This is a genomic window from Actinoplanes italicus (genome assembly GCF_003001815.1).
GTDB lineage: Bacteria > Actinomycetota > Actinomycetes > Mycobacteriales > Micromonosporaceae > Actinoplanes > Actinoplanes italicus.
In genome coordinates, this window is the sequence record NZ_PVMZ01000015.1 from 146,182 (window position 1) to 166,014 (window position 19,833).

Sequence of the window (19,833 nt, forward strand, 5' to 3'; positions counted from 1 at the left end):
GTGACGCGCGGCCCACCCACGGGCGCAGATCACCACGCGGCCGAGCAAAGCGCCTCACGTGGTGACGCGCGGCCCACCCACGGGCGCAGATCACCACGCTGCCGAGCAGAACGCCTCGCGTGGTGACGTGCGGCTCGCCCGCGGGCGCAGATCACCACGGTGCCGGGCGGCAGGCTTCGCGTGGTGATGTGTCGTGTGGGCTCACCGCAAGTCACCACGCGGTTTGAGGGTGAGGGCCTGCGAATCGGGCGTCGCGGAGTTCAGGAGTCGGAGACCCTGTGGCCATGCCTTGTCGCCTGCTCGTAAGCGTGGATCACGCGGGCGGTCGGGTCGGGGGCGGCCGGATCGGTGAGGCGGTCGGTCAGTAGGAAGTCGGGCAGGCTGAAGTCGGGCGAGCTGAAGTCGGGCTGGTGCCGTTCCGAGAGAAAGAACGTTCCGCCTCGGAGGGTGGGGTTCCAGCCCAGTTGCAGGCCATACCGGATCAGAGCCCTGATGTCGGACGGCACCGGATAGGCGCCGTCGGTAGCGCACACGCTCCACGGGCTGGGCCAGGTGCGGGAGAGCAGGTCGGCCTGCAGAGAACGACCGTTCTTTCCACCGCCCCAGACCCGCACACGGATGCAGCGGTGACAGTCGGAGCCACCGCGCACGTGGCCGATCTCCGCCCACCAGGTGAAATCGACTCCGTCGACATGCAGCCGCCGCAATCGCACTCGCGTCATCTTCATCTCCAAGAGCCAGCGGAACAGGAACCTGCAGCCCGGGAACCAACCAGCCAGGGGCCAGCGGCCCGCAAGCCAGCGGCTCGCAAGCCAGCGAGCCGAAACCAACGGCCCGCAAACCTGCGGCCCGCAGCCAGAACCGGCGGGCACGGAAACCGGCAGGCCCACAAACCGGCAGGCCCGCAACCGGCAGGCCCACAAACCGGCAGGCCCGCAACCGGCAGGCCCACAAACCGGCAGGCCCGCAACCGGCAGGCCCGGAGACCGGCAGGCCCGCAACCGGCAGGCCCGGAGACCGGCAGGCCCGGAACCGGCAGGCCCGGAGACCGGCAGGCCCGGAGACCGGCAGGCCCGGAGACCGGCAGGCCCGGAGACCGGCAGGCCCGGAGACCGGCAGGCCCGGAGACCGGCAGGCCCGGGGAGCAGGGGAGCCGAAGCCGCGGCCACTCGATCCGGATTCGCGGTAGGCGGCAGCGGACACCAGGCATCAGTCCCCGCCTGGCACAGAAGCTAACAACGGCCGACCGGGCCTGTCGTGCGGGTTTTCCCGCCTTTACGATCTTGCGATGCTCTTCCTCGCCAAAGTCCTGGTCCGCCGGATCATCGGTGGGCCACTGCCCACACTGCCCGAGTTCGAGGGGGATGCCGGCCTGTTCAACCCGGACCAGGTGTCGCGGGAGGCACGGGAACGGGTGCTGCGCGACGGCGACTGGCGGGCGGCCCGGGACGCGATCGAGGCCGCGGGTGACGACTGGGATCTGCGGGGCCATCGGATCGGGGTGTTCGCCGGCCTGGCCGCGGAGGACGACGAGTGGTTCGACGGCTGGATGCGGGCTGAACCGTCGGACCCGGCGGCTGCTCTGATCTGGGCCAACGTGCTGGCCGGGCGGGCCGGTGCTGCGCGGGGCTCCGGCAAGGCGTCACAGACGTCCGACGAGCAGTTCCACAGCTACCACGTGCTGTCCGAGAAGGCCGTCGACGCGGGCGTGCGGGCGCTGGAACTGGCCTCGCCGAACGACCCCGGGCCGGTCGTGCTGCTGATGGGCAGGGCGTTCTCCGGCGGCATCGGCGGGCTGGACGAGCTGTACGCCGAGGCGGTACGCCGTGACCCGCACAACTTCGCCGCCCACGACACCGCGCTGACGCTGCGCTGCCAGAAGTGGTACGGCTCGCACCAGCAGATGTTCCAGATCGCCCGGGACGCGGCCGAGGCGGCGCCGCCCGGCCACAGGACGGTGCTGCTTCCGCTGGTCGCCCACATCGAGTACGCGCTGCTGGAGTTCGCCTGGGAGGAGGAGAAGGACTACGACCAGACGTTGCGGGACGCGAAGAACTACTTCACCAGTCCGGCGGTGATGCGTGACATCGACAGGTGGATCGCCAAGTGGCGGGCGGCCGAGCCGTCGACGGTCGGCGCGACGGGTGTCCGGCAGTGGATGGCGATGTACTACAGCCTGATCGGCAACAGGGCCGAGGCGAAGCGGGTGTTCGACGAGATCGGGCCCTATGTGCGTCCGAAGGTCGGCTGGCACTGGCTGTGGGGAGAGAAGAAGTACGGGTATCTCAAGAGCTGGTGGTGGGCGAACGGGGTTGGCCGGAACTGATCAGAGGACGACGACGGCCCGGCCGGTCAGGGAACCGGCTGCGAGCTTGGCGTACGCCTGGTCGATCTCGCCGAAGGTGAACTCCTCGACCTGGTTGCGGATCAGTCCGGCGCGGGCCAGGGCGATCACGTCCTGCGCGTCGGCGATCGACGAACCCTGGAAGGTGAACACTTCGCCGTCGCGGGGCAGTGTGGAGAACCAGGGGCCGCGCAGTTTGCCGCCGGACGAGCCGATCAGGCCGTACGCGCCGCCGGTCCCCACGGCGGCGATTCCGGCCGCGATCGTCTCGTCGGTGCCGACGAAGTCCAGCACGACGTCGGCCCGGATCCCGTCGGGAGTGTCCGCCGAGGACTGCGCGCCCACCGAAACCGCGTAGGAGCGTCGGGCGGGCAGCGGGTCGACCGCGATGACGTGGGCGGCGGTGAGCACGCGCAGGAACTGGACGGCGAACGCGCCGAGACCGCCCGCACCGACGACTACGGCCGTGTTCCCCGCGGTGATACGGGGCAACGCACGCCGTACCGCGTGGTAGGCGGTGGCTCCGGCGTCGGTCAGCGGCCCGGCGGTCCGTGGGTCGAGGTCACCGAGGGGCAGCAGCGCCCGGCGGTCGCTCACGACGACGTACGGCGCCAGGCCGCCGTCGCGTCCGTAGCCGCGGCCGGCCAGCCCTCGCGGGCAGCCGCTGTCCTGTCCGCGCACGCAGAGCCGGCAGGTTCCGCAGGAGGTGGGTGACACGAGCGCGACCGGCTCGCCGGTGTCGGCGATCCAGCCGGCGGTCTCGTGGCCGAGGGTGAACGGCATCCGCCAGCCGAGTGCCTCGCCCGCTTCCCGGGGGATGTGCCGCATGGTGAGGTCGGACCGGCACAGCCCGCATCCGGCCACCTTGACGAGCACCTCGCCGGGGCCCGGTTCGGGGTCCGGCACCTCGACCGGGCGCGCCTGCGCGCCCCACTCCGTCATCCGATACGCCAGCACGTCCTCCAGATTGGAACGTGTTATCGCGGTCGGTCAATGGGACATTGACCGGAAACTAGAACGAGTTCTATCGTCGGAGGGTGCTCACCAGACCGTTCGCGGAAGCGATCCAGGAGGCCGAGCGGGTCATCACCGGTGCCCCGCACGTGCAGGACGAACAGGATCTCGTCGAGGGCTACGACTACCTGGCCGGCAGCATCCGCGCGTCGGTGCAGATGGCCTGGGCCTACGAGCGGGACTTCCCCTATTTCGTACGATCCACCGGCCCGTACACCAAGATGGGCCTGGATAATCCGGACACCCTGTACTTCCACGCGTGGCTGCGCGACGACGCCGAGTACGTGATCACCGGGCAGCGCGGCACCACGGTGGACCTCAGCTTCCAGATCCTCGACGGCGACTATTCGCCGATCCAGGTGCCCGGCAGTCTGGCCGCGTTCGACGACCGCCGCATCGACATCGAGCCCGACGGCTCGTACCGGCTGTATCTCGGGCCGGGCCTGAAGGGCGCCGGGATGCTGGTGGTCCGGGAGGTCTTCAGTGACTGGGCCGGCGAGCGGCCCGGAATGCTGCGCATCCAGCGTGCGGATCGCATCGGTGCGGCCCCACCCTCGCCCACGCTGGATGCGCTGACCAAGCGGTACGGCGTGGCCGGCAAGATCCTGATCAGCCGGCTGCGCACGTTCCTCGCCTTCGCCGAGCGGTTCTACCTCGGGCTGCCGGTCAACACGCTCACCGTGCCACGGTCCACGCCGGGCGGGCTGACCACCCAGTTCTCCTCGGTCGGCCACTACGACCTGCAGGACGACCAGGCGATGATCGTCACCGTCCCGGCCAGCGACGCGCCCTACCAGGGCATTCAGCTGGGCAGCATGTGGTACGTGTCGCTCGACTACATCAACCGTCAGACGAGCCTCACGCGTGACCAGGCGAGGATCGACCCGGACGGGATGATCCGGTACGTGATCAGCGAGCGCGACCCGCACGTCGCGAACTGGCTGGAACGCACCGGGCACCGCCGCGGATACGTGCAGCTGCGCTGGCAGCGGCTGTCGCGCGAACTGACCGAGGCGGACGGGCCGACGGTCGACATCGTGGCGGTCGACGACCTGCCGAAGGTGCTCCCCCACTACACGCCGATCGGGCCTCACGCCTGGCGCGAACGGATCGCCGCGCGGCAGGCCGCGACCGCGGCCCGGATGCTGGGCTGAGCCGATGCTGCTCGAGGATCGGGTGGTCGTGGTGGCCGGGGTCGGGCCGGGGCTCGGCACTTCGATCGCGGTGCGGGCGGCAGGACAAGGCGCCTCCGTGGTGCTCGTGGCCCGTACCGAATCGGTGGTCAAGGATCTGGCGGCGAGCATCGGCGACCGTGCCCTCGCCGCACCCGCCGATCTCACCGACGACGTCGCGGTCCAACGGACGGTGGAACGGACGCTCGCCGAGTTCGGGCGCATCGACGTGCTGGTGCACAACGCGTTCGCGATGCCGCCGATGAGCAGCCTCGGCAGGGTCGATCTCGCGTCGGTGGGCGAGTCTTTCGAGGTCAACGTACTCGCGGCGCTGCGGACGATCCGGCACGTCACACCGGCGCTGATCGAGTCGCGCGGTGCGATCGTGGTGGTCAACTCGGCGGTGCTGCGGCACTCGCGGAAGCCGTTCGGGCCGTATCGGCTGACCAAGGCCGCCCTGCTCGCGGCGACACAGAACCTGGCCACCGAACTCGGGCCCAAGGGGGTGCGGGTCAACTCGGTGGCGCCCGGCTGGATCTGGGCGGATCAGTTGCGTGGCTGGTTCGAGTTCCAGGCGGCGCGGCGCGGGGTGCCGGCGCGGCAGATCTACGACGAGGTGGCGGCCACGACCGACCTGCGGCGGCTGCCGGAACCCGACGAGATCGCCGACGCGATCCTGTTCCTGGCCTCGGATCTGGCTCGCGGCGTCACGGGAGCGTGCCTCGACGTGAACTGCGGGGAGTTCCACCATTGACCACCACGTCACGGACCGATGTCGGAGGCTTCGACGACCTGCACGCGTCGGCGACCCGGCTGACCGGGCTGGACGACTTCGGGGGCGGTGACGATTACGCCGAAGGACTGCGGGTGCTGCTCTCGTCGTACGCCGGCGAAGCGGCCCTGACCCCCTCCGGAAGCAAGCGGACCAGGGGCCTGTTGCGCGGCGCCCTGGTCTCCCGGCTTCTCGCCGAGGCGGCGTGGCAGCAGTTCCCGGAGCACGCCGCCGTGGTGCTGCCCCGGCCGGTGTTCGTCACCGGCCTGCCGCGCACCGGGACGACCGCGTTGCACCGGCTGCTCACCGCCGATCCCGCGCATCAGGGCCCTGAGCTGTGGCTGACCGAGGTCCCGCAGCCGCGCCCGCCGCGTGCCGAGTGGGAGTCGCATCCGGTCTATCTCGTGCTGCGGGACGCGTATCAGGGCCTCGGCCTCGATGGGGTGCACCACATGGGACCGGGGCAGGTGGAGGAGTGCTGGCGGCTGCTGTGCCAATCGATGACGTCGGTGTCGTTCGAGTGCACCGCTCACATCCCGTCCTACTCGCGCTGGCTGGCCGGGCACGACTGGACCGCCGCGTACCGCCGGCACCGCCGCAATCTGCAGCTGATCGGCCTCCACGACCAGGCTCGGCGGTGGGTGCTCAAGAACCCGAGCCACCTGTTCGCTCTCGACGCCCTGTTCGCGGCCTATCCCGACGCCGTCGTGATCCAGACGCACCGCGATCCACGAACGGTGATCGCCTCGGTGTGCAGCCTCAACGAACGTGCCTCGGCCGGCTGGTCGACGGTCTTCAGCGGTCCGGTCGTCGGCGCGGCGCAGCTGTCGCTGTGGTCCCGCGGGCTGCGGCGCTTCCGCGCCGACCGGGCCCGCTACGACGCATCGCGGTTCATCGACGTACGCCACGAGGACCTGGTGGCCGATCCGTTGCGCACGGTCGAGACCATCTACGAACGCCTGGGGTCACGGTTGGCGGGTCCGGCCAGGTCAGCGGTGCTTCAAACCATCGAGGTGGGTACGCCCAAAGCCGACCACACCTACGACGCGTCGGCCTACGGGCTCACTCCGGACGTGGTGGACCGGGCTTTCAGACCCTGATGACACTCGTCCGAAAGTTTCGGGATTGCGGGCTGTAACAGTTTCGGTCGACTCGGCTGAGGCTCGCTTCCCCACTCCATTGAAACGTTTTCTAGCTGCGCCTTTCCGCCGCACCGCCGTACCGTCGCGCCAATTTTGATTCCGGTATGTTTCCGGAAGTTGTTGACAGTGTGGTCCGCGCCACTTGATACTCGGCGGCGGGAGGGAATCGCCGTACATCGATTCGCTTCCGTCCCCCATCGACACGGACTCCGACGCGCACCTGGATTCCCCGCCAGGCGTCATGTCCGTGTCACCCGTCCCCACCAGCGGCGCGCCGGACCAGCGGCCGGCGCGCCGCTAACCTCGAGGAGAACCGTCATGTGGAGACGCCTGATGATCACCGGGCTCGCCGCCGTCGCGGCCGCCACCGGCTTCGTGGCCGCCGAGACCAACCCGGCGCCGTCCCAGGCCGCCGCCTGCAACGGCTACGTCGGGCTCACGTTCGATGACGGCCCACGGGCGGGCAACACCCAGAACCTGCTCGCGGCTCTGCGCAACAACGGGCTCCGGGCCACCATGTTCAACCAGGGCCAGTACGCCGCCTCGAACCCCGCGCTCGTCCGCGCCCAGGTCGACGCCGGCATGTGGGTCGCCAACCACAGCTACACCCACCCCCACATGACCCAGCTCAGCCAGGCCCAGATGGACTCGGAGATCTCCCGGACCCAGTCGGCGATCTCCTCGGCCGGCGGCGGCACCCCCAGACTGTTCCGCCCGCCGTACGGCGAAACCAACTCGACGCTGCGCGCGGTCCAGCAGAAATACGGCCTCACCGAGATCATCTGGGACGTCGATTCGCAGGACTGGAACAACGCCAGCACCGACGCCATCGTCGCGGCCGCCGCCCGCCTCACCAACGGGCAGGTCATCCTGATGCACGACTGGCCGGCCAACACGGTCGCCGCCATCCCCCGGATCGCCCAGGGCCTGTCCTCGCGCGGCCTGTGCGCCGGCATGATCTCCCCGTCGACCGGCCGGGCCGTCGCCCCCGACGGCGGCACCACCCCGACCACCCCGACCACACCGCCGCCCGGCGGTGGCAGCTGCACCGCGACACTCTCGGCCGGCCAGACCTTCGGCGACCGTTTCAACCTCAACGTCGCGGTCTCCGGGTCGAGCAACTGGACCGTCACCCTCAACCTGAACGGCAGTCAGCGCATCCAGAACAGCTGGAACGCCTCGGTCAGCGGCACGAGCGGTTCGGTCACCGCGCGGCCGAACGGCAGCGGCAACAACTTCGGCGTGACGATCCTGGCCAACGGCTCCTGGACCTGGCCGAGCGTCTCGTGCGCATCCGCCTGACCTTGACCTGAACCGTTCTCCCGTGCCACGGCGCGGCGGCCCCGTCCGGCCGCCGCGCCGTGTTCGTCATCCCCCGGCCGCGGCCCGAATTCGCTTTCGACGGGCGCCTTTGTCGTGCCAGGCTCGCCCGATGGCCGCACCGAACGACTCGCTCGGCAACCGGATGAAGGCGTACGAGCGGGTCACCCGCACCGTTCTCCCGCCGCGCACCCACACGATCGTCCGGGCCGACGGGCGCGCCTTCCACACCTACCTGCGGGACTCGGTCAAGCCGTTCGACCTCGACTTCGTCGCCGACATGGACCGGGTCGCCACGGAACTGTGCGAGCAGGTCGCCGGAACGGTCCTCGCCTACACCCAGTCGGACGAGATCAGCCTGCTGCTCACCGACTTCGGCGGACGCGACACGCAGCCGTGGTTCGGCGGCGAGGTGCAGAAGATCGTGTCCACGGTGGCCGCGATCGCCACCGCCGCGCTGGGCGCGCGCCGGCCGGGGCGGCCCGCAACCTTCGACGCTCGTGTGTTCACCGTCGCCGACCCGGTCGACGTCGCGAACTACTTCATATGGCGGCAGCGCGACGCCGTCCGCAACTCGATCGCGATGGCCGCCCAGGCACACTTCCCGCACCGGCGGTTGCAGGGTGTGCACAGCGGCGGCATGCAGGAGCTGCTCTGGTCCGAGGCCGGCGTCAACTGGAACGACTACCCGGCAGGCGTCAGACGCGGCCGGGTGGTGACGAAGGTCAGCGGCGAGAAGGAGTTCACCTACACCCACCAGCGCACCGGCGAGGAACGGACGGTGACCGCCCGGCGTTCCTGGTGGCAGGTGGCCGACGCACCTCACTTCACCGTCGCGGCCCTGCTCGCCGGCACGATCCCGCCGATCGCGTCCGGGGGCGCGTAGCGCGTACCGGATAAATGGATTGACCTGAACCCAAGGTGAGGTGGCAGCTTCGGGGCATGAGCATGGAAGTCGCGGCCTGGAATTCGATGTGGCACGCCATGAACCGGCAGGACGACAAGCGGCCTTTCTCGAGAGCGACGCTACGCCGCATTCTCGCGCTGGCACGACCACAGCGGCGGATGCTGGCCGGGTTCCTGCTGCTCAGCGTGGTGACGGCGTTCCTCGCGGTGGCCACGCCGGTGCTGGCGGGGCAGGTGGTCAACGCGATCGTCGACTCCAGGGACCAGCGGCTGGTGATCACGCTGGCCATCGGGATCGCGGTGATCGCGCTGACCGAGGCGGGTCTGGGGCTGGTGCAGCGAGGGCTCTCGGCGCGCATCGGTGAGGGGCTCATCCTCGAGCTGCGCACCCGGGTCTTCGATCACGTGCAGCGGATGCCGGTCGCATTCTTCACCCGCACGCGGACGGGTGCGCTGGTCAGCCGGCTCAACAACGACGTGATCGGTGCGCAGCGGGCGTTCAGCGACACCCTGTCCGGCGTGGTCGGCAATCTGGTCGCGCTGGTGCTGACGCTGATCGTGATGATCGGCATCTCGTGGCAGATCACCGTGCTGGCGCTGCTGCTGTTGCCGGTGTTCGTGCTGCCGGCGCGGCGGATGGGCGGGCGGCTGGCCGGTATGGAGCGGGAGGCGGCCGAGCACAACGCGGCGATGAACACGCAGATGACCGAGCGGTTCTCGGCGCCGGGCGCGACGCTGGTGAAACTCTACGGCGACCCGGCGGCGGAGTCGGCCGAGTTCGCGGCCCGGGCCCGCCGGGTGCGTGACATCGGCATCCGGACGGCGATGGCGCAGTGGGCGTTCCTGACCGCGCTGACGAGTGTGTCGGCGGTGGCGATCGCGCTGGTCTACGGTCTGGGCGGCTTCTACGCACTGCAGGGACGGCTCGAGCCGGGCGCCGTGGTGGCCCTGGCGATCCTGCTGACCAGGCTGTATGCGCCGCTGACGAGTCTGGCGAGCGCACGGGTCGAGGTGATGAGCGCGCTGGTCAGCTTCGAGCGGGTGTTCGAGGTGCTCGACCTGAGGCCACTGATCGAGGAGAAGCCGGAGGCGCAGCCGGTGCCGGACGGCCCGGTGTCGGTGGAGTTCGACGACGTCCGGTTCGCCTATCCGTCGGCCGACAAGGTGTCGCTGGCCTCGCTGGAGGAGGTGGCCACCCTGGACACCCGTGGTGGTGACGAGGTGCTGCACGGTGTCTCGTTCCGGGCCGAGCCGGGGCAGATGGTGGCGCTGGTCGGTTCGTCGGGTGCCGGCAAGTCGACGATGGCGAGCCTGCTGCCGCGGCTGTACGACGCGGGCGAGGGTGCGGTGCGGCTGGCCGGGGTGGACGTCCGGGACCTGAGCGCCGCCTCGCTACGCCGGACGCTGGGCATGGTCACTCAGGACGGTCACCTGTTCCACGAGTCGGTGCGGGCCAATCTGCTGCTGGCCCGGCCGTCCGCGTCCGAGGACGAGTTGTGGGACGTGCTGCGCCGCGCCCACATCGCCGATCTGATCGAGTCGCTGCCGGACGGGCTGGACACGGTGGTCGGCGAGCGCGGGTACCGGCTGTCGGGCGGGGAGCGGCAGCGGCTGACGATCGCCCGGCTGCTGCTGGCGCGACCGCGGGTGGTGGTGCTCGACGAGGCGACCGCGCATCTGGACTCGACGTCCGAGCAGGCGGTGCAGGCCGCGCTCGGTGAGGCGCTGAACGGGCGGACCGCGGTGGTGATCGCGCACCGGTTGTCGACGGTCCGGGCGGCCGACCAGATCCTGGTCGTCGAGGGCGGGCGGGTCGTCGAGCGGGGCACGCACACCGATCTGCTGGCGGCAGGCGGCCGTTACGAGCAGCTGTATCGCACCCAGTTCAGTGAGACGTCGCCGCGCGCCGCAACGCGGGGGTGATCAGCCGCTCGGTGACTACCGGGTCGCCGCTGGAGGTCTCCCATCCCGAGTCGGTGACCAGCACGAGCATCCCGGCGGTGTGGGCGACGGTGCCGTACGTGTGATGAGTGACCTGCTCGCCGACGTGTTCCCAGCGCTGGGTCCAGCGGAACGTCAGCCGGTCGGCCGACGAGCGCTCCAGCCGCCAGTCCGGGCAGCTCTTCAGCGCCTTGCGGAGTTTGCGCAGGTAACCGGTGGCGCCGTCGGCGCTGTGCTCGGCGACGTACTCCATGATCGCCTCGGGTCTGGTCTCGCCGATGACGGCGGTCACCGCCCGGTCGGCGAGCGGCGCCGGGGCGGTGAGCCCGCACGGCTTCGGCGGCCGCAGCTTCGGCCAGTCGTCGTGGTCGGTGTCCCGCGGTTCGGCGCCACCGAGGTCGGCGGGCTGGAGCATGGCCGTGTCGGGGATGCCGGCGGCCACGGCGGGCGGGGCACCGGCGACTCCCCCGGCGAGCACGGCCAGCGCGGTGGCCAGGAACACGCGCACGACGAACATGCCACCCCCAACGACCGGTCTGCCTATTTTCGACCCTACGCCCGGGTGGATGGTTCGCCGGGGCACATACCCGAATCGTGTGTTACGTTGGGCGTGTTGCAGTTCTGATTTTTGGAGATTTCTCTAGACACCGACGTTTTCGGCGCCTGATGGGCAACTCGAGCCCACAGGCGTTTTTCGTCGGTGCCCGGTTTCCGGGGGTCATCAACGCGGCGACGCGGGGTTCCGCACGGTGCGGCGCTCCACCTGTCGGCAAGGAGAAAATCATGGCCACCGGTGTCGTGAAGTGGTTCAACAGCGACAAGGGCTTCGGCTTCATCACCCAGGACAGTGGCGGTCCGGACGTCTTCGCCCACTTCTCCGCGATCGCGACGAGCGGCTTCCGCACGCTTGAGGAGAACCAGCGGGTGGAATTCGAGGTTGCGCAGGGCGCCAAGGGCCCGCAGGCGGAGAACATCCGCACGATCTGACATTTTTGAACGGGAGCGCGTGAAGAAAATTCATGCGCTCCCGTTTTTTGTTTCCACATGGATCTCCGTGGACACGGCCGCATGCTTTAAACTTCCGGGTTGAAACCTCTGCCCGCACGGAAGGACTCGCAGCATGTCACTGGCCGAGCTGTCTCCCGCCGACCGGCACCGCAGGATCGCCGCCGATTTCACCGCCCGCGTCGAAGGCGCCAAGGACTGGGACGCGCCGGCCCCGGTCGCCGGCTGGACCGCCCGCGACGTGGTCCGTCACCTGGTCGAGTGGCTTCCGGGATTCCTGTCGTCCGGCGCGGGCGTGACCCTGCCCGCGGGCCCCGGCGTCGGCACCGACCCGGTGCAGAGCTGGCACGTGCACGTCACCGCCGTGCAGGAGCTGCTCGACGATCCGGGCACCGCCGACCGCACACTCAGCAACCCGCACCTCGGCGAGATCCCCCTCGACCAGGCGATCGACCGCTTCTACACCACCGACGTCTTCATGCACACCTGGGATCTGGCCCGCTCGACCGGCCAGGACGAAAGCCTCGACCCGGCCCTGTGCGCGACCCTGCTGTCCGGCATGGAGCCGATGGACGAGATGTTGCGCGCCTCCGGACAGTACGGCCCGGCCGTTCCGGTGCCCGCCGGCGCCGACCCGCAGACCCGGCTGATCGCCTTCATCGGCCGCGATCCGAACTGGACCGCGCCGCACTGACATTCGTTCAAGACCTCAACCGGCGGTTCGCCGCATCGTCGGGACATGGGACATGGACTGCACGTCATCCACGACGGACTCCGGTCGGCACCGCCGCTGCTGCTCCTGCACGGTTCCGGCGCGGGCAGCGCCTGCTGGGGGCCGACGATCCCGGCGCTGGCACGGCACCGGCACGTCATCCGGGTCGATCTGCCGGGCTGCGGCGAGTCCCCGCCCGCGCCGTCGTACGCCGTGCCGGCCCAGGCCGACGCCGTGGCCGCGGTGCTCGACGACCTCGGCCTGCGGTCACTGACGGTGGCCGGGCACTCCAGCGGCGGCTATGTGGCGACCGCACTCGCCGAGCGGCGTCCCGACCTGGTCGGCGCGCTGGCGCTGGTCAGCACCGGGCCGGATCTGGACGCGTTCCGCCGGCAGCCGCCGATCCTGCGGATGCTGCTGTCCCCGCCGATCGGGCCACTGCTCTGGCGGATCCGGTCGGACGCGGTGATCCGCAAGGGAATCGCGTCGACGTGCGCCCGTCGCGTGCACGTTCCGGACGACATGATCGCCGACCTTCGCGGCATCACCTTTCCCGTCCTTTCCACGGTGCTGCGCGAGAACACCGCCTATCTCGCCGAACGCGGCCTTCCCGAGCGGCTCGCCGCACTCGGCATGCCGGCCCTGGTGGTGTTCGGGGCATCCGATCCACGCTGGGAGCCGTCGTCGGCGCGCCGATACGACCGCGCCCGCGTCGAGATGCTGCCGGGTGTCGGGCACCTGCCGATGATCGAGTCCCCCGAGGCGACCGCCGAGTTGCTGCTGACCGCCGGTTAGGCTGGAGTGGTGCGGTGGTCCGACGTGGAGGTCACGGTCCCGCGCCCGCATCTCCGGCTGGCCGGGGTGCGCATGGCCGGGTTCAGCCAGCATGCGCCGGGATTCTGGGATGTCGCCATGATCGCGCACCCGTCGGTCTCGCTACTCGTCGACCTGAGCGACGGCGCGGGCGCCGTTTACGAGACCGCCGGCGCCGTGCAACGCGGCAGTGTCGCGGCCGGGCTGTTGCCGGGGCCGGTCCGGGCGACGGGATGGGCTCGGGTCGAGTGTCTCCAGATCAGGCTGTCCCCGGTGGCCGCAGCCGCGTTGCTCGGTCCGGCGGCCGACCTGACCGGTCAGGTGGTTCCGCTCGGCGAGGTATGGCGCCGGGCCGAGGGCCGGCTGCGCGCCGCCGGATCCTGGGACGAGCGCTTCACCGTCGCGACCGGGCTGCTGAGCGAACGCTGGCGGACCGATCCCGAGGTGGCACACGTCTGGGCCCGGACGGTGGCGAGTCGCGGACGGCCGCGGGTCGACGACCTGGCCGGTGAGGTCGGCTGGAGCCGCAAACGACTGTGGTCCCGGTTCCGCGCGCAGCTGGGGATCACGCCGAAACACGCGGCCCGGCTGGTCCGGTTCGACCATGCGGCCCATCTGCTCGCCGTGGGGCGGCCACCCGCCGAGGTGGCCGCCGCGAGCGGTTACGCCGACCAGTCCCACCTGCATCGCGAGACCAGGGAGTTCACCACCCTGACCCCGGCCGCCGTGGCGGCGGCCCCGTGGCTGGCCATCGATCGGACCGCCTGGCCGGGCGGCCCGCCACGGTAATCACAGCAGCTTGTGCAGGCGGGCCAGGGTCTCGTCGGCTTCGGTGACCAGGTCGGTCAGCACCTCGGCGACCGGCCGGACCTCGTTCATCCGGCCGACGATCTGGCCGACCGGCATCGGCACCACGGTCGGGTCACCGGACGCCATGAGCCGGTCGTGCGCCCCGGACACCAGCAGGTTCTGCAGTGGCATCGGCAACGCGGCCGGAGCGTCCTCGGTGGACCAGGCCTCGGTCCAGCGGTTGCGCAGCAGCCGAGCCGGTTTGCCGGAATAGATCCGGCTGCGGACCGTGTCACTGGACGTCGCCTGCAGCAGGGCGTCACGCAGAGCGGGCGCGCTGCGGTACTCGCTGGTGCCGAGCCACACCGAGCCCATCCAGACGCCGCGGGCACCGAGGGCCAGCGCCGCGGCGATCTGACGGCCGCTGCCGATGCCGCCGGCGGCCAGGACCGGCACGTCCACGGCGTCGACGATCTCCGGGATGAGCACCATGCCGGCGATCTCGCCGGTGTGACCGCCGGCCTCGTAGCCCTGGGCGACCACGATGTCGACGCCTCCGGCCACGTGGCTGCGGGCGTGGTCGGCGCGGCCGGCCAGGGCGGCGACCAGCAGGCCGTGCGCGTGGGCCTGCTCGATGACGTCGGGAGGTGGCGGGCCGAGCGCGTTCGCGATCAGCCGTACCGGGTGCCGGAGGGCGACCTCGACGTGGCTGCGGGCCACCGAGTGCAGCCAGCCGAGGACGCCGGGGCGGTCGGACGCGGACCCGAGCGGGGGCACGCCGAGCCGTAGCAGGGCCTGCTCGACGAAATCGCGGTGTCCGGAAGGAATCAGTTGGTTGAGGTCGGCGACCGGTCCCTCGGCGGGTTCGCGACCGGGCATGACCACATCGACGCCGTACGGCTTGCCGCCGGTCTCCTCGTCGAGCCAGGTGAGCACCGCCTCCAGCTCGTCGGGGTCGTTGAAGCGGACGCAACCGAGCACACCGAGCCCGCCGGCCCGGCTGATCGCCGCGACGACGTGCTCGGACGGGCTGAACCCGACGATCGGATGCTCGATTCCGAGCAGGTCACACAGGTCAGTCCGCACGGTGCGCCTCCGGGGCGGAGCGGGCGTGGGCGTGGGCCCAGCGGTAGTCGGCCTTGCCGCTGATGGTGCGGGCGATCCGGTCGACCAGCCAGACGGATCGGGGCACCTTGTAGCCGGCGATCCGCTGGCGTACATGCGTGTCGAGTTCTTGAAGGTCGAGCGTCGTGTCGGGTCTCGGCTGGATCAGGGCCGCCACCTTCTGGCCGAGCAGGTCGTCCGGGATGCCGATGACCAGTGCGTCGAAGACGTCCGGGTGGGCCTTGAGGGCGCCCTCGACCTCTTCCGGGAAGACCTTCTCGCCGGCGGTGTTGACGCACGTGTTGCCGCGCCCGAGCAGGGTGATGGTGCCGTCGTCCTCGAGCCGGGCCAGGTCACCGGGGATCGCGTACCGCTTTCCGTCCAGCTCGGTGAGCAGCTGGGCGGTCTTGTCCGGGTCCTTGTAGTAGCCGAGCGGCACGTGCCCGCCGCGGGCCAGCCGGCCGATCACGCCCGGTCCGGCGCGTTTGCCGTACTCGTCGATGACGATGGTGTCCGGGCCGGGCATGACGCGCGGGCCGTCGACCGCGCCGCCGTCCACGTCGGCGACGATGCCGATGCCGGCGAACCCGGTCTCCGACGAGCCGACAGCGTCGGTGACCATGACGTCGGGCAGCGCCTGCAGGTACTGCCGTTTCACCGACGGCGAGAAGAGGGCCGCGCTCGACGAGACCGCCACCAGCGACGATCCGTCGTAGCTACCGGCCAGATACGCCTCGATGATCGGCCGGGCCATGGCATCACCGATGAGCACCACCACGTTGACCTTGCGGCGTTCGATGACCCGCCACACCTCGTCGGGGTCGAAGCGGGGCAGGAACACGACGGTGTCGCCGGCGAAGAGAGCGGCCAGGGCGGCCCACTGCGCGTTGCCGTGGATGAGCGGGGCCAGGCAGAACCGGGTCATCGGCGGCATCTCGGCGCCGCGTCTCGTTTGCGCCCACTCGTCCTCGAGCGGGATGCCGGACATGAAGTCGATGCCGCCGCCGAGGACGCGCCAGACGTCCTCGTGGCGCCAGATCACGCCTTTCGGGTATCCCGTGGTGCCGCCGGTGTAGAGCAGATAGACGTCGTCGCCGCTTCTTCGCTCGAAGTCTCTTTTCTCATCGCCGGCCAGCAGCGCATCCTCATATGAAATGTCCGGGATTTCTGACTTGGAGCCGTCCGGCAGTGCCACGATCGCGCTCATGCCGGACGCAACCGCCTTGACACGTGTCGAGAATCCGCGGTCGTGAATCAGCGCGACGAGACCGGCATCCTCGAACAGATACTGCAACTCGTTCTCGACGTATCGATAGTTGACGTTGACGACCACGGCTCGGAGCTTGTACACGGCGATCATGGCCACTACGGCCTCGATCGAGTTGCCCGCGTACAGCCCGACGTGGGCGCCCTTGCCCACTCCTCGACTCTGCAGGAAATGGGCCAAACGGTTGGCGGTCTCCTCCAGCTCCGCGTAGGTGATCTCACGCTCGCCGCAGGCCACCGCCACGCGATCGCCGAAGGCGTCGACCGCGTGCTCGAAAAGGTCCGCAATATTGGCCGCCATCAACGCAAAGTAGAACCTGTTATCGTTCCGGGGCAAGGCCTGTACAGAAGGAGGAAGACCGGGTGGACGCGCTCGTCGAACAGCAAGGTCCGATCCTGATCGTCACGATGAACCGGCCCCGGGTCCGCAACGCGCTCTCGCCCGAGATGATGGCCGTGATGCGCGAGGCCTGGGACCGCGTCGACGCCGATCCGGAGATCAGGGTCGCGATCCTCACCGGTGCGGGCGGCGCGTTCTGCGCGGGCGCCGACCTGCGGGCCATGACCGGCGACCATCCCGGTGACGGTTTCCGCAACGGCGGCGTGGACCTGTCCCGCATCGACGCGCTGCTCAAGGGACGCCGGCTGACGAAGCCGCTGATCGCCGCGGTCGAGGGTGCGGCCGTCGCCGGCGGCACCGAGATCCTGCAGGCCACCGACGTGCGCGTCGCCGGGGAGAGCGCGCGGTTCGGCGTGTCGGAGGCACGCTGGGGGCTGTTCCCGCTCGGCGGTTCGGCGGTGCGGCTGCCGCGCCAGCTGCCGTACACGGTCGCCGCGGAACTGCTGCTCACCGGCCGGCACCTGACCGCGGCCGAGGCCCGCGACGTGGGCCTTATCGGTCACGTGGTCCCCGACGGGCAGGCCCTTCCGAAAGCCCTCGAGATCGCCGGAGCCATCGCGGCCAACGGCCCGCTCGCCGTTCAGGCGATTCTGCGTACGATCCGGGAAACCGAAGGCCTGCCCGAGAGTGAAGCCTTCAAGATCGAGTCCGGCATCGGCATGGAGGTCTTCACCTCCGACGACGCCAAGGAGGGCCCGCGAGCCTTCATCGAGAAGAGAAAACCCCAGTTCAAAGGCCTTTGACGGTACGTCACTCCGTCGCAGCGCCGAGCCTGCGGCGCGACGCGGTCCCGGTGCCGGGCCCCCACGCGACTCTCGGGCTGAGACGTCCGGTCACCCTTCAGGCTCTGCAGCCGTGCTTGGAGTGCCACGCCCTCACCGCGGAGGCCGGGCTCTTGTGGCCACCCTTGCGCCATGAGGTGAGGTAGGTGGCGGGCCACACGACACCGCGGCGGACCTTCCAGTCACCGGCCTTCTTACAGGCCGGAGAGATGCCGTAGTGCACGTGGCAGACACCGCTGGAGTTGCCGGTCCTGCCGACCTTGCCGAGTTGCTGACCGGCTTTGACCCGGACGCCTTTCTTGATGCCGGCGTTCACCGTGCTCAGGTGCGACCCGTAGTAGCGAACACCGTCGTCACCGAGAATCGAGACGAACTTGCCACCGTTGTACGGCCCGGTCTTCATGCCCTTCTTCCACCGGTCGACCCGGCTGAGCTCCACCACGACACCACCCGTGGCGGCGACGAACGGCTTACCGCAGGCCGCGAAGATGTCCGTAGCCGGATACCCGGCATGCGTCTTGTGGAACGACACGTTCTTGGCCCTGACCGGAAACGCGTACTTGACCTTGGCAGCCGCCGCCACAAGCTCCAGCTCAGCCGCCGCCGTCCCGGCCGTCCGCTCAGCCGCCGCCGTGCGCCCGGTCGCCGCTGCCTGCTCGACCGCCGCCGTCCCAGCCGCCTGCTCGACCGCCGCCGTCCCAGCCGCCTGCTCGACCGCCCCCGTCCCAGCCGCCTGCTCGACCGCCCCCGTCCCAGCCGCCTGCTCGACCGCCGCCGTCCCAGCCGCCACTATCCCGGCCGCCGGAGCCTGCTGTTGTTGCTGCGCCACGGGAGTCGCGGCCGGCTCCCCGGCCGCATAGCCGGCCAGACAGGCCAGGGCGGTGATCCCGGCCAGATAGGGATGGATTTTCATCGCGCCACCATAGGCGCCGCCCACTCGCCCCCGCTGTCCCGAACTGTCCGCTGTCAGCTTTCTCTCGCCCACCTTTGATCGTCCCCGGCCGCACGCGCCGCCGCGATCCAGGCTCCGGCCCACACCCGCATCCGACACCGCACGTGCCAGCTCTCCCGTCCGCCCCGACCTGCATCTCTCACTCCGCCCGGCCGGGAGCCTTCCATCTCCCTCACCCGCCAACCCCGGTCCGCATCTCCCTCTCCCCCGCCCGGCCGGGAGCCTTCCATCTCCCTCACCCGCCAACCCCGGTCCGCATCCCCCTCTCCCCCGCCCGGCCGGGAGCCTTCCATCTCCCTCACCCGCCAACCCCGGTCCCGCGCAAGACGCGGGCCGGACCACCTATTCGCGCTCAAGCTCGCGGCGCCGTTGCCGGGGTCGCCTCGATGATGACTCGACCTCTTCGGCGGTGCGCACCGCGCTCACCGACAACGGGTACCCCTCCGCGGCACGCATCGCCCGATACTCCGTCTCGCCATCGGCAGGCCGCCCAGCCGCGTAGAGCACGATCGCCAGCGCATGCCACATCCGCAGCGTCTCCTCATGAGACGGACCGGGACTCTCGCCAAGAAGCCCGACAGCCTCCCGGTAGACCCGCTCGGCCTCCACCGGGTCCCCACGCAGATAGGTCCGGGCAGCCGCGATGGCAAAGTCCTCCAGCGGCCCACCTCCATGAGACGGCAAGACGACCGACCCGTGATCCGGCGGCCGCCAGCGATGGTGCCGCGGGCAGCTCAAGGTAGGCATGGCCATGTCGATCACGCAGCCGCCACCAACCGCACGACCGATGTGCATCAGCTCCGCAGCGCCAGACCTCGGATACCCGTAAAGAATCGGAACCGCAGGCAGCCAGCAGTACGGACAGATGTCCTTGATATTCCGAAACTCGCCCACACGAACCTCCCCGCCAGAAGGTATCCCCACCCCACACCCACCCAGTCGATCACGCAGATCCGGAACGACAACTCGCGGCCACAACAGAGGATCACCACCCTCAAACCGCTCGGCGCAGGACGTCACCTGGCGGCAGCTGAAAATAAAAAGAAGCGCGCCAAACGAACGCAATCAAACGTAGACCCGATTTCGCCTCAGCCACAGAAGGGCACCCATCGCCATCCTGGACAATTCCTTCAACGCCAGGTGCAACCTCAGCCAAAGACCTCCGAAACCCCCCGATTCAATAAAGCCCACGCCGACCCTCTACGAGGAACCGAACTGCCATTCGCACAGCCCAGCCAATGCCAAGCCAGCCGGACGACCCGCGGGCGCCGCGCGTCGGCACAGGGGCGGCCCCAGGCGTCGGGCCCGGGCGTCGGGCCCAGGGGCCGGGCCAGGCGTCGGCGTTGGGCGTCGGCGTCGGGCCTTGGGCGTCGGGGCCTTGGGCGTCGGGCCCGGGCGT

The 19,833-nt window shown here is 70.2% G+C and carries 18 protein-coding genes and 1 pseudogene; 12 read left to right on the forward strand and 7 right to left on the reverse strand.

All coding sequences use genetic code 11. The features are described 5' to 3' along the window. Positions 1–260: 260 nt before the first annotated feature. A complete protein-coding gene (locus CLV67_RS31800; protein ID WP_106325003.1) occupies positions 261–722 on the reverse strand; it encodes an integrase in 462 nt (153 codons plus the stop codon). 566 nt (positions 723–1,288) lie between these two features. Here CLV67_RS31800 and CLV67_RS31805 point away from each other — a divergent pair. After that, positions 1,289–2,326 carry a hypothetical protein gene (locus CLV67_RS31805; RefSeq protein WP_106325004.1) on the forward strand — a complete coding sequence of 346 codons (1,038 nt, stop codon included), beginning with the start codon at positions 1,289–1,291 and terminating at the stop codon, positions 2,324–2,326. On the opposite strand, the gene CLV67_RS31810 is transcribed toward CLV67_RS31805, so the two are convergent. Then, positions 2,327–3,301, reverse strand: a complete 975-nt coding sequence (locus CLV67_RS31810) for an alcohol dehydrogenase catalytic domain-containing protein (RefSeq protein WP_239166767.1) — start codon at positions 3,299–3,301, stop codon at positions 2,327–2,329. 80 nt (positions 3,302–3,381) lie between these two features. Between CLV67_RS31810 and CLV67_RS31815 the strand changes: the two genes are divergently transcribed. From CLV67_RS31815 to CLV67_RS31840, 6 genes are all read left to right on the forward strand, one after another. Then, positions 3,382–4,512: a hypothetical protein gene (locus CLV67_RS31815; RefSeq protein ID WP_106325006.1), complete on the forward strand. Its 1,131-nt coding sequence runs from the start codon at positions 3,382–3,384 to the stop codon at positions 4,510–4,512. Positions 4,513–4,516: 4 nt separating this feature from the next. After that, the gene (locus CLV67_RS31820; RefSeq protein ID WP_106325008.1) at positions 4,517–5,284 is read left to right on the forward strand and encodes an SDR family oxidoreductase; all 768 of its coding nucleotides are present in this window, start codon (positions 4,517–4,519) and stop codon (positions 5,282–5,284) included. Next, a complete protein-coding gene (locus CLV67_RS31825) occupies positions 5,281–6,402 on the forward strand; it encodes a sulfotransferase family protein (RefSeq protein WP_106325009.1) in 1,122 nt (373 codons plus the stop codon). The genes CLV67_RS31820 and CLV67_RS31825 overlap by 4 nt, the downstream gene beginning before the upstream one ends. A 360-nt stretch (positions 6,403–6,762) precedes the next feature. After that, the gene (locus CLV67_RS31830) at positions 6,763–7,746 is read left to right on the forward strand and encodes a polysaccharide deacetylase family protein (protein ID WP_106325011.1); all 984 of its coding nucleotides are present in this window, start codon (positions 6,763–6,765) and stop codon (positions 7,744–7,746) included. Positions 7,747–7,876: 130 nt separating this feature from the next. Further along, positions 7,877–8,650: a tRNA(His) guanylyltransferase Thg1 family protein gene (locus tag CLV67_RS31835; protein WP_106325013.1), complete on the forward strand. Its 774-nt coding sequence runs from the start codon at positions 7,877–7,879 to the stop codon at positions 8,648–8,650. Between the two features lie 56 nt (positions 8,651–8,706). Beyond that, positions 8,707–10,593, forward strand: a complete 1,887-nt coding sequence (locus CLV67_RS31840) for an ABC transporter ATP-binding protein (protein ID WP_106325015.1) — start codon at positions 8,707–8,709, stop codon at positions 10,591–10,593. Here CLV67_RS31840 and CLV67_RS31845 read toward each other — a convergent pair. Then, a complete protein-coding gene (locus CLV67_RS31845) occupies positions 10,556–11,128 on the reverse strand; it encodes a hypothetical protein (RefSeq protein WP_106325017.1) in 573 nt (190 codons plus the stop codon). The genes CLV67_RS31840 and CLV67_RS31845 overlap by 38 nt on opposite strands. A gap of 266 nt (positions 11,129–11,394) precedes the next feature. On the opposite strand from CLV67_RS31845, the gene CLV67_RS31850 reads away from it, so the two are divergent. The 4 genes from CLV67_RS31850 to CLV67_RS31865 all read left to right on the forward strand — a co-directional run bounded on the left by CLV67_RS31850 (position 11,395) and on the right by CLV67_RS31865 (position 13,930). Next, complete coding sequence (locus tag CLV67_RS31850; protein ID WP_106325231.1) at positions 11,395–11,598, forward strand: cold-shock protein; 204 nt, start codon at positions 11,395–11,397, stop codon at positions 11,596–11,598. Positions 11,599–11,731: 133 nt separating this feature from the next. Further along, on the forward strand, positions 11,732–12,310 hold the full coding sequence (locus CLV67_RS31855; protein WP_106325019.1) for a TIGR03086 family metal-binding protein: 579 nt from the start codon (positions 11,732–11,734) through the stop codon (positions 12,308–12,310). A 45-nt stretch (positions 12,311–12,355) separates the two neighbouring features. Further along, on the forward strand, positions 12,356–13,123 hold the full coding sequence (locus CLV67_RS31860; protein WP_106325021.1) for an alpha/beta fold hydrolase: 768 nt from the start codon (positions 12,356–12,358) through the stop codon (positions 13,121–13,123). A gap of 9 nt (positions 13,124–13,132) precedes the next feature. Continuing rightward, the gene (locus CLV67_RS31865; RefSeq protein WP_239166766.1) at positions 13,133–13,930 is read left to right on the forward strand and encodes a helix-turn-helix domain-containing protein; all 798 of its coding nucleotides are present in this window, start codon (positions 13,133–13,135) and stop codon (positions 13,928–13,930) included. On the opposite strand, the gene CLV67_RS31870 is transcribed toward CLV67_RS31865, so the two are convergent. After that, positions 13,931–15,016, reverse strand: a complete 1,086-nt coding sequence (locus CLV67_RS31870; RefSeq protein WP_106325023.1) for an NAD(P)H-dependent flavin oxidoreductase — start codon at positions 15,014–15,016, stop codon at positions 13,931–13,933. Then, positions 15,006–16,601 (reverse strand): acyl-CoA synthetase, encoded by a 1,596-nt coding sequence (locus tag CLV67_RS31875; RefSeq protein ID WP_106325025.1) that lies wholly within the window; start codon positions 16,599–16,601, stop codon positions 15,006–15,008. Before CLV67_RS31875 ends, CLV67_RS31870 begins: the two co-directional genes overlap by 11 nt. Before the next feature lie 53 nt (positions 16,602–16,654). On the opposite strand from CLV67_RS31875, the pseudogene CLV67_RS31880 reads away from it, so the two are divergent. Beyond that, positions 16,655–17,443, forward strand: a pseudogene (locus CLV67_RS31880) (crotonase/enoyl-CoA hydratase family protein); the annotation flags it as partial. Positions 17,444–17,540: 97 nt separating this feature from the next. Here the strand turns inward: CLV67_RS31880 and CLV67_RS53695 are convergent. Together CLV67_RS53695 and CLV67_RS31890 are read right to left on the reverse strand one after the other, a co-directional pair. Then, positions 17,541–18,395, reverse strand: coding sequence for a M23 family metallopeptidase (locus CLV67_RS53695; protein ID WP_249037976.1), 855 nt, complete (start codon positions 18,393–18,395; stop codon positions 17,541–17,543). A gap of 381 nt (positions 18,396–18,776) precedes the next feature. Then, positions 18,777–19,328 (reverse strand): tetratricopeptide repeat protein, encoded by a 552-nt coding sequence (locus CLV67_RS31890; protein WP_106325029.1) that lies wholly within the window; start codon positions 19,326–19,328, stop codon positions 18,777–18,779. Positions 19,329–19,833 lie beyond the last annotated feature (505 nt).

Coding starts and splice junctions, on each gene's coding strand:
- CLV67_RS31800 (WP_106325003.1), bottom strand. CDS start 722: ATGACGCGAGTGCGATTGCGGCGGCTGCATGTCGACGGAGTCGATTTC.
- CLV67_RS31805 (WP_106325004.1), top strand. CDS start 1,289: ATGCTCTTCCTCGCCAAAGTCCTGGTCCGCCGGATCATCGGTGGGCCA.
- CLV67_RS31820 (WP_106325008.1), top strand. CDS start 4,517: ATGCTGCTCGAGGATCGGGTGGTCGTGGTGGCCGGGGTCGGGCCGGGG.
- CLV67_RS31830 (WP_106325011.1), top strand. CDS start 6,763: ATGTGGAGACGCCTGATGATCACCGGGCTCGCCGCCGTCGCGGCCGCC.
- CLV67_RS31835 (WP_106325013.1), top strand. CDS start 7,877: ATGGCCGCACCGAACGACTCGCTCGGCAACCGGATGAAGGCGTACGAG.
- CLV67_RS31840 (WP_106325015.1), top strand. CDS start 8,707: ATGAGCATGGAAGTCGCGGCCTGGAATTCGATGTGGCACGCCATGAAC.
- CLV67_RS31845 (WP_106325017.1), bottom strand. CDS start 11,128: ATGTTCGTCGTGCGCGTGTTCCTGGCCACCGCGCTGGCCGTGCTCGCC.
- CLV67_RS31850 (WP_106325231.1), top strand. CDS start 11,395: ATGGCCACCGGTGTCGTGAAGTGGTTCAACAGCGACAAGGGCTTCGGC.
- CLV67_RS31855 (WP_106325019.1), top strand. CDS start 11,732: ATGTCACTGGCCGAGCTGTCTCCCGCCGACCGGCACCGCAGGATCGCC.
- CLV67_RS31860 (WP_106325021.1), top strand. CDS start 12,356: ATGGGACATGGACTGCACGTCATCCACGACGGACTCCGGTCGGCACCG.
- CLV67_RS31875 (WP_106325025.1), bottom strand. CDS start 16,601: ATGGCGGCCAATATTGCGGACCTTTTCGAGCACGCGGTCGACGCCTTC.
- CLV67_RS53695 (WP_249037976.1), bottom strand. CDS start 18,395: ATGAAAATCCATCCCTATCTGGCCGGGATCACCGCCCTGGCCTGTCTG.